This window comes from Ruegeria sp. D6, from assembly GCF_056534365.1.
Window position 1 is genome coordinate 214,814 of record NZ_JBQFPH010000003.1, and the last position, 13,878, is coordinate 228,691.

Here is a 13,878-nt window from a genome sequence, read left to right on the forward strand (position 1 = left end):
CAGAGCTGCTCATGCGGCTTGCTCGGCGATGTCGGCAAAAAGGTCATATCCCAGCTGCAACAACACATGCGGGATGTCGACGAAAACCCAGTTTTCGACCAACAGATCGTCCTCTCGACGCCACCAGTCGCAGACCCGCATGAAGACGCGTTTTCCGCTTGCGGGCTGGTCGAGGAAGGGTTTCACCTGGACACCAGTCAAGGAAGGCCAGCCACCCGAGCATACGTAATTGCCTTCGCCGAAGCGGGTGAAATGCGCAGTCATGCCATTTCCCGCACTACCTCCGGACCAACCTTCGAAGGTGGCCTCGAAAGGCACCTGGAAGCTTGCAAAACTCTCGAGCCCGACGAAAGAACCGAAGGCGCCGGGGCCGTACCAGACCATGTTGTCATGCCAGAACGGGCGCCAGGCCTCGTTCTTGGTGGCAAGCTTGGCCAGCATTTCTGTGACCATACAATAGCTCTTGGCCCCCTCGACTGGGTCTTGCGGCGTGGTCAAGATGCCATCATGGCTTGCTGGACCCTGAATCATCCCGGTGAAGCCACGGGTCTTGCCCGGGCTATCGGTGATCGGCCATTGCCCTGCAGCCAGCATCAGTTCTGGGATATCGAAGAAGATATAGCTCTCCACCGCCTTGCCATCCTGCATGCGGTGGAACTCGCCGAAGCGCAGATAGGCAAGCTCACCTGTGGCGCGGATACCAAGCCAGTCGCGCGAGAACCGACCGACGAAATAGCCGGTGGCGCTGATCCAGCCCTGTCCTTCAAATACACCGGCCATGACGATATCATCGCGCCGAAAAAGCCCATCGAAGGAGGCTGCGAGCGGGGCGATGACGTGATCGTGCAGCCCGAGGCCACCTGCGACCTCGTTGAAAGGATGCACCACGTTGACATGTGCACCGGGGGCGAAGAATCCCTTATAGGCCGGCCGGAAATTGCCTGGATGGCGTTGCGCGGCGGTGAAATTCAGAAAGGGTTTACGGTCGAGGCGTTCCATTAACTTTGTCTCTGTAGGATCTGTTCAAGGCGTCTGCGGAGAAACGCCCCGCAAGGCCCTGCGCGCATCAAAGCAAAAGGAATTCGCCCTGGTCGCCTTGCCCGGCACGCAGCCATATTCAGGCTGCCTGCGTGCGCATGGGCAAATACGGACTGAGGATGCGTGCGTCCCATCAGCGTCAGCCTTTCACAGCCCCGGCGGTCAAACCGCCCACAATCTGACGCTGGAAGAACATCACCAAGATGAACAGCGGAACCGTCGCAGAAACCACGGCCGCAACGGCGAACATTACGTTGCCCTCGGTTTGCGTTGTACCAAGGAACGCGGCGATGGCTGGAACCATTGTGCGGTTGCTTTCTGACAACAGCATCGCCCCAACGGCAAAGTCGTTATAGGCCAGAAGAAACGAGAACAGCCCCGTGGTGATCACACCCGGCCACATCACCGGAATGATCACGCGGCGGAAGGCCTGAAACTGGTTGCAGCCGTCGACCTTTGCGCTTTCGTCAAGCTCGCTGGGGATGTTCTTGAAGAAGGCGTGTAGCATCCACAGGGTGAACGGCTGGTTGATCGCGACAAGTACGATGATTGTCGTCGGCAGTATCCCCCAGATATTCCATTCAAAGAAGGGTAACAAATAACCCGAAACCAACGTGATCGGCGGCATTGCGCGGAAGATCAGCGCCGTGATCAAAAGCCAGAATGTGTAGTTATAGCTCGATCGTGAAAGCGCATAGCCACCCAGCGTTCCGATGGTCAGCGAGATGGCGACCACAAAGACGCAAACGATCCCCGTGTTCAGAACATTCCGCCAAAATTCTTCCTGAATCCAAGCCCCTTCGTAACCGGTGGTGGTAAAGGGTGAGCCATAAACTGCCTCGGTCCGTGCGCCGGTTAGAGCGTTGGTCCAATCGGCGATCGAGAAGAAATCCAGCTCTACCTTGAACGACCCCCAAACCGTCCAGAGGAACGGGAAAGCGGCCAGGATGAACCAAAGGATCACAAAAAGCGACGAAGCAATCCGAAGGCTTTTGGGCATTCTTTGCGCACGGCTGGCCATGTTATCTTGCTCCTTTGAAGTCACGCCAGGTGCGGACAAGCACGGGCGACAACAGAATGGCGACCCCGATAATCGTGATCACAGACGTAGCGGCTGCAGAGGACAGCTGTCGCGTTTCACCGCCGAGGTCGTTGAAGATGAAAGTACTGAGCGATTGCGCATGGGCACCGGCGCTGAAGCCAATAATCGGTTCAAACACCTTGAAATTATCCATCAACTGGATCAGCGCCACAAACGTAACCAGTGGCATGAGATGGGGAACAACCACGAATTTGACCTGTTGCCAGCGGGTTGCCCCATCGATCTGGGCCGCCTCGATCTGATCTTTGGGCAAAGTTTGCAAACCGGCATAGAACACCACGAAGGCAAAGGGGGCCGAACTCCAGACGCCATAAACCATCAGCGCCACCCACATCAGCCCGGTCGAAGCCTTTAGACTGAAATCCGGATCTCCGGCCAAGTTTACAAGGGCGTTGCCGATGACGCCACGACTGTCAATCATCCAAAACAGAATGAGCGAGCCGATCAGCGGTGTCACAATCATGGGCAAGAGCGAGAAGAAGATCATCAAACCCTTGAGGTGCCGGTGCAGTGAGTTGACCGCCAGCGCAATCACCAGCCCCAGAATGATCGTGAGGGGTGTCACAATGAATGTGAAGGTCAGCGTAAAGGCCATGGCCCGATAGAAGGGCAAGTTTCCGACCTCTGAGAAAAGGTCGCCCCACGTATCGCTCGCCGCCCAGATTTCGCCAACCTCCTGTATCGCCAGGTGGCCGCGATCAAAGTAGATATCCAGCCCGACAAATCTGCCCAATGGTTGTTCGGCACGAAGCGCTGCGGTGGCTTCCTGATCGATGGTGGTCTCGGTTGTGCACCCGACAAGCGGAGTACAGTTTTCGACTTCCACCAGAACCGCCGGGTGTGGGGCATAAATGGATTGGATCACCACCGAGACGATGGGCATTGCAATGAACAGCAGCATTGCAAGTCCTGTGGGCAGGAAAAACCAAAGGAATGTCTTATGGCGCATGTCGCAATTCCCGTGTCGGCTTGATTGGGCGGGTGCCCGAATTGGGCACCCGCGAGGGGCGTTTTACTGTAGGAAGCCCTGTTCGATTGCCGCGGCGCGATAGGCGGCCTCGACATCGGCCAGCGCCTGTTCAGCGCTTTCCTTGCCCTGCATGAAATCGGCAAGTTCATTGCCGAGTGCACTGTGCATCAAACCCATGTAGGGCAGCATCGGATAAGGCGTCGTGCCCATTTTGGCAGCGTCAAATACACCCTGCGCGTCGTCTGCAGGTTCGTACCCTTCGATCAACCAGACTGCCAGCGGCGTGGTTTCATCGTTCAACATTTCGGGGCGGACGCCATGCGTCATCGCGACAAAAGTCGCCTCAGCCTCTTCATCCGAGATGTTCTTGCCGACGGTCCATCCGTCCCACCAAAGGGTCGAGGCCGGAGTCGTGCCGCCACCCACGGTCAGCGGCGCTGCAATTGCATGGCCATCAATTACTTCCTGCAAGACACCTTCGGTTGTGGTCTGCTGTGACGCCCGTGACCCCCACATATTCATGATCGCCACATTGCCCGCGCGGTATTCCGCGTTGGTGGCATTGGAATCATGGGTTAGAAAGTCGGGGTTCATATACTCGGACAAAGCCTTCATCATGTTCAGCGCTTTGACACCGGCCTCGGTATTGACGTTGGGCTCTGCGCTGCCGGGCTTGAAATGAGTACCTCCATAGCCAAGGAACATGTTGTTGAATTCCTGCGCCAGATTCCATCCCGCAGCGTAAGCACCACCAACCGGGTTTTGCATTATGCCCTGCGCGCGAATGGCTTCGGCCGCCTCGAGCAGTTCTTCATACGTGGTTGGCACTTCGACGCCTGCCTGTTCCAGAACGTCCTTGCGGTACATCAGGTGCTGAGCATTGGCCATGAAGGCGATGGCCATGATGTCATCGCCGATCTTGATCAATTGTCCCGGCTGCAGGTTCTGACCATGTTTTTCGACCAGGTCATTGAGCGGTCGGATAACGTCTTCATTCATCAACGCCACAATCGAGCTGTTGGCGATGATGGCTGAGGTGTATTCCGACGGATTACCCGACAGACCGGCGACGTTGATGGTTTGGTGTTCGGATGTCAGGTTGGATTCAACAGATGCGCCCGTGCATTCCTTTGCAGCAGCGGCCACAGCCTGAATGGCGGCAAATTCGTTGCCGACGATGTTGACCCGATCCGTGATCTCGCAGGCATAACCCGCGCTCGAAGCAAAGGCGGTCAGTGACCCGGCCAATGCGATTTTCTTTAGAAACATTTTGATTCCTCCCTAGGTGATTGGGTGCATCTTCGAAGCCTGCACCCGAGATTGTCCCGTCATTGCGGGATTGGTTTTCGTCTCTCAGATCTCAAGGCGCGCGCCGGTTTGCGCATCGAACAGGTGACAGTGATCGGTATGGATATGAATCGACACCTGATCGTCGATTTCAGCACGATAGGTTTTGTCGGCCTTGACCGAGACCAGCGCTCCGCCGATCCGAACCGAGACCATGGTGCTATCGCCCAGCAATTCCTGCGTATAGATGGGCGCGTTAATCTCGCCCCCGCTTTCTACGACATTGGCGTCCTCGGCGCGGAAACCCAAAGTTATTGGGCCATCCGGAGCATTCAGACCATGCACTTCGGTATTCTGCGCGCGGAACACACCGCCCTGAACATCGCCATCAACCAGGTTCATCGCCGGGTTGCCGATAAAGCTGGCGACAAACGTGTTCGCAGGCTCGTCGTAGATCGCCGTCGGAGAGCCAACCTGCTGGACAACACCCTGCTTCATGATCACCACGCGATCGGCCAGTGTCATCGCCTCGATCTGGTCATGTGTCACATAAATCGTAGTCACCGCCAGTTCATGGCTAAGGTTCTTGATCTGCGCGCGAGTCGAAACGCGCAGTTTTGCGTCAAGGTTGGACAACGGCTCATCCATCAGGAACACGTTGGGCTCGCGTACAATCGCACGCGCCAGAGCCACCCGTTGACGTTGCCCACCTGACAGCTCTGCCGGCTTACGATGCAGAAAGTCGTCCAACTCTACCATCGCCGACGCACGGCGCACTTTTTCGTCATGGGTGGAAGCGTCGATGCCACGTACCCTCAGCGGGAAACGAATGTTCTCGTAGACATTCATGTTCGGATACAAAGCGTAAGACTGGAACACCATCGCGACGTCGCGGTCTTTTGGCTCCATATCGTTGACGCGGGTACCGTCGATCAGAATATCACCCTCGCTTGCGTCTTCCAAACCTGCGATCATGCGCATCGTCGTGGTCTTGCCACAACCCGACGGGCCGAGAAGCACCAGAAATTCCTTGTCGGATATTGTCAGGTCGAAATTGTCCACTCCAACAAACGAACCCCAACGTTTTCCAACATTGCGCAGTTGAATCTCGGCCATACTGTCCTCCCAGTTGCACCTGAGTGCATACGTTTGCAAAAGCATAGACATCCAAAGGAACATCTGGCAAGTATTTTTTGCAAGCGAATGCAAAAGCGCCCGCAATCTTGCTAAAGACTGACGCTTCCCTCCGGGCAAAGCATTGAAAGTAAAAGATATGTCTTACGAAGCCGAGAAAGAAATTGTCCTGAACTTCTACAAAGCTCTGAGCGATGCAGAGGAATCAGCCCACTCTGATGTGATCGCTGAGTATTGCGCCGAGGACCTCCTGTGGCGCGGCTTTCACCCGTTCAACGAGCTGCGTGGCGCTAGCAACGTGGCGCAAAAATTCTGGCAGCCGCTGAATCACAGCCTAACTAACTTGCAGCGTCGGATGGACGTGTTCATGGCTGGTCAAAATGAAATCGACGGGTTCAATTCAGTCTGGGTTGTTTCGATGGGCCATCTCATGGGGCTGTTCGACAAGGACTGGCTGGGCATTGCGCCAACCGGAAAAATGGCCTTGCTGCGCTATTGCGAGTTCAACAGGATTGAGCACGGTAAGATTGTCGAAACCGCGATGTATCTCGACATCCCGCATTTCATGATTCAGGCCGGGTTGCAGCCCTTCCCGCCGCAGACCGCCGCACAACTTGTCCAGCCCGGGCCCATGACCCATGACGGCCTGATGTTCACGCCTCAACCCGCCGAAGACGGCCAAAAGACATTGGCCGCTATCAACGCGATGATCTCCGATCTTGGGCGGTGGGACAGCGGGCTCAGCCTTGAAGATGAGTTGCGCCGCACATGGTGCGAAGACATGATCTGGTGGGGGCCATCCGGTATCGGTGCGACCTACACAATCGAACGTTACGCCAAACAACACGCTGGCCCGTTCCGTGCTGGGTTTGCCGACCGGTCAAAAACCAACCATATCTGCCGCATGGCCGAGGGCCACTATGGCGGCTTTTTTGGCTGGCCGAACTTTACCGCCCGACCAACCGGCGGGTTCATGGGGATGCCTGCCACTGACAAAGCCGGTGAGTTCCGGGTGATAGACATTTATCGTCGCAAAGGTGATAAACTGGCCGAGAACTGGATTTTCATCGATCTGCTTCATTTCTGGAAGCAACAGGGTGTCGATATTCTGGACCGCATGGCGCGAGTGGGCCTTTAGATCATGGCCAGACCCGTCATGTTGGTCGGAATACGGTAAACGGACGTGCAGGCAGTGATGTACAGCATGCTGAACCCGGCCCCACCAAAGCAGAAGTTGGTAGATTTCTGCGGCGTCAGAATGACACCAAGGCAGTGCGCTTGGGCATCAAACAGATGTACACCGCCGGGACCATTGCACAAAATCTGGCCGTCGCGGGTGCACTTCATACCGTCCGGTACCCCTTCCCCATCGCCAACAACATCGGCCCAGACCACCCCACCGGTCAGTGAGCCATCAGCGGCGACATCAAAGATGCGGATATGGCCACCCCAACTGTCATTGACAAACAGCCTTGTTTCGTCAGCTGACAAACACAACCCGTTGGGTTGCTGAAAATCATCCGCGACAAGGTGTAACGTGCCGTCGGGATCCAGCCGGAACACGCCTTGCACCGGCAGTTCCTGCTCTCTCAGAATGCCAAGATCCTCTCGGATACGACCAAAACTGGGATCAGTGAACCAAATCCGACCGTGCGAGTCGCAGATAACATCGTTGGGGCTGTTGAGTTCTTTGCCATCAAAATGCGTGGCGATCGAAGTAACCCGCTTGCCGCCGTGATCATGGCGTACCAAATGCGAACTGGCGTGCTCGCAAGAGATCACTGCCCCGCTTTTGTCGAAGCAATTTCCGTTTGCTTGGTTGGATGGGGTGCGAAAAACGCGAACTCCCTCACCCTCGCTCCACTTGTATTGATGGCTCTCCTGAATGTCCGAGAATACCAGCCAATGCTCTTCGGGGTGCCATATTGGCCCTTCGGTAAACCCCAGACCGCTAGCGATTTCTTCCAGTTGAGCGTCAGGGTGCACCAGATCTGTGAAGCATTTGGAACGGATATCGAATACCATGTGAACACCTTTTCAGAGTTGCGCCTGCCAACACTACCGGCAAGCCTCGACAAGAACAGCGTTTCAGGAGAAAACGCAATAACGACTGTTCGATAGTCTGGCCCTGCCAACTTCAATGCTCTACGCTATGGCCGATGTTTCCAAACCGCTTGGCTACCAATTGCCACGTGCCGCCCAAACAAAACCGTCAGGACTTTCCCATGAATTTCAAACAACGCATGCTTTCTGGCGAGCCTCTCGTCGGAACGTTTCTCAAGACACCAGCTCATGAACTGGTCGAGATAATTGCCAAGTCAAAACTGGACTTCTTGTGCCTGGATGCGGAACACGCACCCTTTGACCGGGGTCGGTTGGATGTTTGCCTCGCCGTCGCCCGGGCTCTGGGGTTGCCGACGTTGGTGCGGGTGCCGACTGGGTCGGCGGACGAGATTCTCAAGGCGCTCGACAGTGGCGCGACAGGTATTGTTGTGCCGCATGTTGACAGCGCCGAAAAGGCTCGTCGCATTGCGCGCGAGGGTCGTTTTGGCCATGGTGGTCGCGGCTATGCCGGATCAACCCGGTGGGCAGGGTTTGCGACTCGATCCATGGCTGATGTCCTCAAGCAAAGCGAAGAAGAGACAATTATCATTGCCCAAATCGAAGAACCAGAAGGCGTCGCAGAAGTTGATGATATCGCCGCGACCGAGGGCATCGACGGGATTTTTGTAGGGCCTGCGGATCTTGCGGTGTGCTACGGCGTGACCGATCAGTCCGACCCACAAGTTCTTGATGCAATGCGACGCTCGGGCGATGCAGCCAAAGCACATGGAAAGACGCTGATGACCTTTGCAGCCAGCGCAGAAGCCGGACTCAAGCTGCGCGACTATGGGGTGACCATGATCTTCGTCGCTTCGGAACACGCCTTCATGCTTCGCGCTGCAAACGCGGAAGCGGAGAACTTCCATGGCACCGCGAGGACGTGAAACGCACAGGGCTTTTTAGTGGAAAGGGCCTTGGCGTCGAAATATCCGCGGGCTGGTAAATGCTGCGACGACAGTACTTTCTTTGCTAGAAATGCGATGCGCGATTGCGGATTATTCGCTTCGCTGAATAGCGGTGTCCTGTCGGTTTTTCTCCAGTCCGCCGTACCCGCCTTGATCAGGCAAAAATCGCTAAACGGGCTAGGTTTAACAGTAAAAGTCGAGATCGGAAACTGCACGGCGTTGGCCCGAGATCAGTTCGTCTAGCAGTTCACCAGTCACCGTCGCTTATCCTAAACCGCACACGTTAATCCCCATAGATGTCCAGAGACCAGAGTTAAGAGTTTGCAAACGCGGCAGACCATCTGCCGCATCCGTAATGTAGCCGTTCCAGCACTATTTGATCGGCGATTCCGCCAGTAGCAGGAAAAACTCGACCACCTTGCGCCGAACTGGTTCTTAGGGTTTATGATCGTCTGTTTGACGCAGAGGTTCGCGGCGGCCGGATAGGAAACGCTCGTCCGCCTCAACCCGGAAACTGTTGACCAGTTTTTCGAGATCCTCCGCAGATTTGCCACCAGCGCAACGCCATTAAGAAAAGGCGGTCGACGAATTCACTAAAGAAGAGACCAACGCCCGGCTTCATTGATTAAGATCGCACTGCATGCCTCACGGCATCGATAACGGAACTTTGAAATGCGTGATCTTTTCAGGCTGGCTGGCGGGCAGATCGCACGTCTAAGTCCTTCTTGCCGAACTCGCTTGGAAAGCCCCGGGTCGACGATAGGTGTGTATTTAACGGAATAATTTTCTTCAATCACAATGGCTTGCGCTGGTGTGGCGCTCCTGTCGCTTATGGCCCGTGCAGGACCCTCAACAGCCGACGGAAGCGCCGTTACAAACGGCAAAACCGCAACGAGATCATGTCCGACAGACTCAAGAGTTGGAGACGCGTGGCGACGCGCTTTGACCGATGTCCAAAGGTCTTGCTCGCAGCCGGCGCTCGCGGAAACCGTCATCTATTAGTATGGTATCATGAAGCTAATAAGGCTTGGGTATCGACTGCTTATGTAGGGTTAATCTGTAAAAATTTGCGTAGAAGAAGACTTCGAAATTTGATGGGAATTCGAAGTACATCACACACTAAGACAGCTGCGCGTATCATAGAATTGAAGGAAAGTGATTGCGCCAGCCTGTTTCGAACGGATTGGGATTCTCCCCTTCGATTGGAATTCGCTTTCGACCGCTCATTTCAAGATCGGGGACAGTAACTGGTAGCATTTGTGTGGGGATACTTAGGCTTGGAAAACAGATCCTCGCCGCCGGAATTCTCGGCCAGCCTAAACCTACACATTCTAAGCGAATATCGGTTCCTCACAGTCGGCTAGACGCAGGCATCGCCGCTCCTGTGTCCTATGTTTCAGCGGTTTGGGATTCCTTGAAGGAGAACAAGAAAGCGCCACGGATGTTCAAACCCAACCGAAGCTTTCAGGAATGAAATTAATCAACTGAGATAGAGTAATTTCACGTAACGGGTCGTGAGCCAAATGATCTGTGGAACGCCCCGTTTCAGACGAAACGGGGCGTTAAGATATCAATAGGTGCGCTTGATGTCGCTGTAGGCACCGCGCAGCTTCACGGTGATCGTGATGTCCTGCTTATCACGGTTGCGCCAGAACCAGCCGTGATTGCCGGTGAATGCGGCAACCACTGTTCCCTTTGCACCGGTTTTGCCACGGCCTTTCTCATAGCTGATGGATTCGTCAGCGTTGTCGCCATGGAGTTCAAAATTTGCCCGGCCGCCTTCGGCAACCCAATCAAATTCAGTCACAGCACCTTCATCCATGACCAGCTTCCACTCGATTCCTTCTCCAGGGGTCAGAGTGAACGAGAATTCATCCGCCCAGGGCTCGGCACTTTGCTGCGCATAGGCGGCGCCCACAAAGGCGCCAAAGATATCCTTAAACAAGCTGGATTGATCTTCTGGTGCCTGCTGCGCGTCCCGAGCGGCCTCTTCGGCCAGATCGGTCTTGATCTCTCCCATCTCGGTCAGACCAAGAACACTGCCGATCCGAGTGGGATCAATGCCATATTCTGCGGGCAGAACCACGGTCACCAGCAAAACCACAGCGGCCACGGCCGCAATGATAGTGGACTTGATCAACTGGGCCGAGCTAGGCAGTTCTTCTGGGCTTGGTTTTTCAGAATTGTACATGTGTATCTCCGTTTATTCAGGCTGAGACGAACAGGCCGGTCAGCTGATATCCCATCAGCACGAAACCAGCCGCCATCATCGCGACGTTGACGCCATAGGCGTGTTTCCAGAAGAATTTGGATTTGCGCCAAAACCCCATGAAGATCAGGATCAGGGCAAGGGCTATGAACTGGCCGATTTCGACGCCGACATTGAAGGCCAGCAAGTTGGGCAACAGCCCGTCTTCGGGCATATCATAGTCCAAAATCTTGGCTGCGAGACCAAGGCCGTGGAAAAAGCCGAAGATCAGCGTGGCCCATTTGGTATTGGGCTGATAGCCGAACCAACGCTGATACGCTCCCAGATTGTCCAGCGCCTTGTAGACGACAGACAAGCCGATGATGGCATCAATAATGTAAGCATTAACGTTCCAGCCGTAGTAGACGCCAAGCAGCATGGTCGTGGAATGGCCTAGGGCAAAGATGCTGACATAGGTGGCGACATGTTTGGCCCGGTACAGGAAAAACACGACCCCGAACAGAAACAGGATATGGTCATATCCCGTCACCATGTGCTTGGCACCCAGATAGGCGAAGGGGATCAGTTTTACACCCCAGATCTGTTGAATATAGCCGGCATCGCCAGCCGTGACGTTATGGGCTGCGGCATAAGACGCGCTGTAGGCGAGCGCCGCAAAGACAAGGGCTGCCAGCGTCAGGGATTGGCGCATAGCCTCCCCTAACCGGCCCCTTTGGACGGTTTGCATGAGATATTTCTCCGCTATGTTGTGTGATTGATCGTCAAACCCCGCAAAAGCGGGTTCGGTCACACGCGCGGAGGTCGGTCAAGCCTATATATGGGGTCAGGTTTGTCCAGAAACGGTTCCAGCGCATCAGGCAACCTAAATCTGTCGACCGATTCCGCCTCGGCAACCAGGAACAGGATCGCCGAGCTGTGATCATGATCGACCGCATCGTGACTATGGCCATGCAGCGCCCAGTAATTGTCCAGTGCTTCGCCATGGGAATGGCCGTGATCACCCATTATCTGGCTGCGTTCTGACACGCTAAGCAAATAGTTGGCAGAGTGTGTGAAAGACGGGGCCACTGACCAGGCGAATACGCACAGAACCATGAACGCTATAAACGCGTGTCTGATCCAATCAGCCAGTTGTCTGCCCGACACAATCTGCATCACTGTTCCTGCCCGCGACGGTTTTCCGTCCGTTTTTCTTCATGCGCTATCCTACTCACTTAGCGTCAATAATCGTTATCTCGCAACCCTGGATATCATTGTCAGCGGGAAGTCTCCGATCTGCCGAAAAGGCCGAAAGATCTCCTTCTCGACAGATCAGGACTTCAATTTGCGTGTTCTCGCGCTGCAGCCGAACCAGAAAATTAGCACGCAACTGCGTGTTCATTGTGTTGACCTGTGAGAATTGGCCCTTTTTGCCGGCATATGTCTTGCGCCCGCTGACAGCGCGTCTGGAAACGGCATCCGGGTGGCGGGTCCATTGGGCTGGGCGGGTCACCGTGCAGTACGATGCGCTGCCTGGTTGCCTCAATACGCGGGTCGGGAGACGGGACAGCAGACAAAAGCGCTTGGGTATAAGGAGGTTGTGCATCGTTAAACAGGTTCTCGGTTGAACCTTTCTCCATCATGCGACCCAGATACATCACTGTCATGTCGCTACACATTTCCCGCACCACCGCCAAGTCGTGCGAGATCATCAGTACCGTCAGGCCGAGTTCCTGCTGCAGGGTTACGAACAGCTTCACGATCTGCGCCTGAGTCGAGACATCCAGCGCCGAAAGCGGTTCGTCACAGATCAGAATTTCGGGCTCTAGCATCAGGGAGCGAGCAATCGCGACACGCTGCCGTTGCCCGCCGGCCAGAGACCGTGGCAGACGCTCACCCGCCGTTTCAGGCAGCCCCACCAGATGCATCAGTCGGGCGATGCGCTGTTGACGATCCTTGCGACCGAACCTGTGGATCGAGAGGGGTTCCTCAAGCGACTGATAAACCGTCTGGCGACGGCTGAGCGCACCCAGCGGGTTCTAGAACACGAACTGCATCTGTTTTGCCAGCGCCTTACGGTCGCGCATCCCGTCGGCCAGATCCTGCCCCAGAATGCGCACCGAACCCGATGTGGCCGGTTGCAGCCCGACCATGGCTCGCGCCAGTGCGGTCTTGCCGCAGCCGGATTCGCCAACGATGGCGTGAAAAGCGCGCGCGATGGTCAGATCTACGCCATCCACCGCACGCACCATCCGGTCGGGGCCGCTGCCGGGGAAATGAACCTTCAGGTCGTGAACCTCGATTGCGTTTTGCGTCTCCATCTCAGGCACTTTCCAGTTCCGCCTGCGCCGCGTGGCAGGCTGTGACATGAATCCCGTCCTCAGGCACCGGGATGAGCGCCGGGCGTTGGGTGGCGCAGACCGGGAGCATGCGCGAACAGCGCGTATCGAACGGGCAACCGGTGCGCAGCCGCGACTGATCAGGGGACGATCCGGGGATGCCCTTGGGTACTTCGTTGCTGTTGGCCCGCAGATTAGGGACCGAGGCCAGCAACCCCTGCGTATAAGGGTGCACCGGTGCGGTTAGCACCTGCGCAACCGTGCTGCTTTCCACCACCAGACCCGCATAGAGCACCGCCACGCGGTCGGCGACCGAAGCGACCACGCCGATATCATGGGTGATCAGCACCACCGCGATATCTTCCTGTTGCTGGATATCCTTGATCAGTTCCAGAATCTGCGCCTGCACGGTGGCGTCCAGTGCCGTTGTCGGCTCATCCGCGATCAGCACGCGCGGATTGCCCGCCAGCACCCGGTCGGAGCGGTTCAGCAGCGATTGCCCGCCGCACACAGCACTGCCGCGAATATCGACTGATACGCCTTCGGGCAGAAGGCCCAACGGGCCCAACGTCATCACCGTTTTGCCCGATCCGCTTTCGCCGACAATTGCCAGAATCTCACCCGGCATCACCGACAGCGAGGCGGTATCGACCGCCCGGACCGAGACTTGCTCAGTGTAAAGATCGATCACAAGATCCTCGATTTGAAAGACGGGTTGGGTCATGCTTTGACCTCCTTGGCCTGAATCTCGGCCTCGTCGCCGAGGCGTTCCCGTTTTAGCTTACGCAAACGGCGCGGGTTCAGCGCGCGCG

General features: G+C 55.9%; 13 protein-coding genes and 2 pseudogenes. 3 read left to right on the top strand and 12 right to left on the bottom strand.

The annotated features are described in order from the left end of the window. Positions 1–9 precede the first annotated feature (9 nt). The 5 genes from ACR0A1_RS12915 to ACR0A1_RS12935 all read right to left on the bottom strand — a co-directional run bounded on the left by ACR0A1_RS12915 (position 10) and on the right by ACR0A1_RS12935 (position 5,513). Complete coding sequence (locus tag ACR0A1_RS12915) at positions 10–999, bottom strand: nuclear transport factor 2 family protein (RefSeq protein WP_480867821.1); 990 nt, start codon at positions 997–999, stop codon at positions 10–12. Positions 1,000–1,177: 178 nt separating this feature from the next. Further along, complete coding sequence (locus ACR0A1_RS12920) at positions 1,178–2,059, bottom strand: carbohydrate ABC transporter permease (RefSeq protein WP_170394093.1); 882 nt, start codon at positions 2,057–2,059, stop codon at positions 1,178–1,180. Between the two features lies 1 nt (position 2,060). Further along, entirely contained in the window at positions 2,061–3,089 is a 1,029-nt protein-coding gene (locus ACR0A1_RS12925; RefSeq protein WP_170394095.1) for a carbohydrate ABC transporter permease, read from the bottom strand. 63 nt (positions 3,090–3,152) lie between these two features. Further along, positions 3,153–4,379, bottom strand: coding sequence for an ABC transporter substrate-binding protein (locus ACR0A1_RS12930; protein WP_170422627.1), 1,227 nt, complete (start codon positions 4,377–4,379; stop codon positions 3,153–3,155). A gap of 84 nt (positions 4,380–4,463) precedes the next feature. Continuing rightward, complete coding sequence (locus ACR0A1_RS12935; RefSeq protein WP_170394099.1) at positions 4,464–5,513, bottom strand: ABC transporter ATP-binding protein; 1,050 nt, start codon at positions 5,511–5,513, stop codon at positions 4,464–4,466. Positions 5,514–5,670: 157 nt separating this feature from the next. On the opposite strand from ACR0A1_RS12935, the gene ACR0A1_RS12940 reads away from it, so the two are divergent. Beyond that, entirely contained in the window at positions 5,671–6,669 is a 999-nt protein-coding gene (locus ACR0A1_RS12940; protein WP_480868030.1) for an ester cyclase, read from the top strand. Here ACR0A1_RS12940 and ACR0A1_RS12945 read toward each other — a convergent pair. Continuing rightward, positions 6,666–7,556, bottom strand: a complete 891-nt coding sequence (locus tag ACR0A1_RS12945) for an SMP-30/gluconolactonase/LRE family protein (RefSeq protein WP_480867824.1) — start codon at positions 7,554–7,556, stop codon at positions 6,666–6,668. The genes ACR0A1_RS12940 and ACR0A1_RS12945 overlap by 4 nt on opposite strands. 200 nt (positions 7,557–7,756) lie before the next feature. Between ACR0A1_RS12945 and ACR0A1_RS12950 the strand changes: the two genes are divergently transcribed. Continuing rightward, positions 7,757–8,518, top strand: a complete 762-nt coding sequence (locus ACR0A1_RS12950; protein ID WP_170611464.1) for an aldolase/citrate lyase family protein — start codon at positions 7,757–7,759, stop codon at positions 8,516–8,518. Between the two features lie 693 nt (positions 8,519–9,211). Continuing rightward, positions 9,212–9,541, top strand: a pseudogene (locus ACR0A1_RS12955) (transposase). 568 nt (positions 9,542–10,109) lie between these two features. Here the strand turns inward: ACR0A1_RS12955 and ACR0A1_RS12960 are convergent. From ACR0A1_RS12960 to ACR0A1_RS12985, 6 genes and pseudogenes are all read right to left on the bottom strand, one after another. Further along, a complete protein-coding gene (locus tag ACR0A1_RS12960) occupies positions 10,110–10,730 on the bottom strand; it encodes a transmembrane anchor protein (protein ID WP_480867826.1) in 621 nt (206 codons plus the stop codon). Positions 10,731–10,746: 16 nt separating this feature from the next. After that, the gene (locus ACR0A1_RS12965; protein WP_170818279.1) at positions 10,747–11,475 is read right to left on the bottom strand and encodes a HupE/UreJ family protein; all 729 of its coding nucleotides are present in this window, start codon (positions 11,473–11,475) and stop codon (positions 10,747–10,749) included. Between the two features lie 59 nt (positions 11,476–11,534). Then, on the bottom strand, positions 11,535–11,903 hold the full coding sequence (locus ACR0A1_RS12970; RefSeq protein WP_170611916.1) for a hypothetical protein: 369 nt from the start codon (positions 11,901–11,903) through the stop codon (positions 11,535–11,537). Positions 11,904–12,106: 203 nt separating this feature from the next. Then, a complete protein-coding gene (locus ACR0A1_RS12975; protein WP_480868032.1) occupies positions 12,107–12,559 on the bottom strand; it encodes an oligopeptide/dipeptide ABC transporter ATP-binding protein in 453 nt (150 codons plus the stop codon). Then, positions 12,533–13,096: pseudogene (locus ACR0A1_RS12980) on the bottom strand (ATP-binding cassette domain-containing protein); the annotation flags it as partial. The gene ACR0A1_RS12975 and the pseudogene ACR0A1_RS12980, both read right to left, overlap by 27 nt. Next, positions 13,050–13,790 carry an oligopeptide/dipeptide ABC transporter ATP-binding protein gene (locus tag ACR0A1_RS12985; RefSeq protein ID WP_480867829.1) on the bottom strand — a complete coding sequence of 247 codons (741 nt, stop codon included), beginning with the start codon at positions 13,788–13,790 and terminating at the stop codon, positions 13,050–13,052. The pseudogene ACR0A1_RS12980 and the gene ACR0A1_RS12985, both read right to left, overlap by 47 nt. Positions 13,791–13,878: the final 88 nt, after the last annotated feature.

What these genes read in the sequence shown, in the direction of transcription:
- ACR0A1_RS12915 (WP_480867821.1), bottom strand. Translation starts at nt 999, where the DNA reads ATGGAACGCCTCGACCGTAAACCCTTTCTGAATTTCACCGCCGCGCAA.
- ACR0A1_RS12920 (WP_170394093.1), bottom strand. Translation starts at nt 2,059, where the DNA reads ATGGCCAGCCGTGCGCAAAGAATGCCCAAAAGCCTTCGGATTGCTTCG.
- ACR0A1_RS12925 (WP_170394095.1), bottom strand. Translation starts at nt 3,089, where the DNA reads ATGCGCCATAAGACATTCCTTTGGTTTTTCCTGCCCACAGGACTTGCA.
- ACR0A1_RS12930 (WP_170422627.1), bottom strand. Translation starts at nt 4,379, where the DNA reads ATGTTTCTAAAGAAAATCGCATTGGCCGGGTCACTGACCGCCTTTGCT.
- ACR0A1_RS12935 (WP_170394099.1), bottom strand. Translation starts at nt 5,513, where the DNA reads ATGGCCGAGATTCAACTGCGCAATGTTGGAAAACGTTGGGGTTCGTTT.
- ACR0A1_RS12940 (WP_480868030.1), top strand. Translation starts at nt 5,671, where the DNA reads ATGTCTTACGAAGCCGAGAAAGAAATTGTCCTGAACTTCTACAAAGCT.
- ACR0A1_RS12945 (WP_480867824.1), bottom strand. Translation starts at nt 7,556, where the DNA reads ATGGTATTCGATATCCGTTCCAAATGCTTCACAGATCTGGTGCACCCT.
- ACR0A1_RS12950 (WP_170611464.1), top strand. Translation starts at nt 7,757, where the DNA reads ATGAATTTCAAACAACGCATGCTTTCTGGCGAGCCTCTCGTCGGAACG.
- ACR0A1_RS12960 (WP_480867826.1), bottom strand. Translation starts at nt 10,730, where the DNA reads ATGTACAATTCTGAAAAACCAAGCCCAGAAGAACTGCCTAGCTCGGCC.
- ACR0A1_RS12965 (WP_170818279.1), bottom strand. Translation starts at nt 11,475, where the DNA reads ATGCAAACCGTCCAAAGGGGCCGGTTAGGGGAGGCTATGCGCCAATCC.
- ACR0A1_RS12970 (WP_170611916.1), bottom strand. Translation starts at nt 11,903, where the DNA reads ATGCAGATTGTGTCGGGCAGACAACTGGCTGATTGGATCAGACACGCG.
- ACR0A1_RS12975 (WP_480868032.1), bottom strand. Translation starts at nt 12,559, where the DNA reads ATGCTAGAGCCCGAAATTCTGATCTGTGACGAACCGCTTTCGGCGCTG.
- ACR0A1_RS12985 (WP_480867829.1), bottom strand. Translation starts at nt 13,790, where the DNA reads ATGACCCAACCCGTCTTTCAAATCGAGGATCTTGTGATCGATCTTTAC.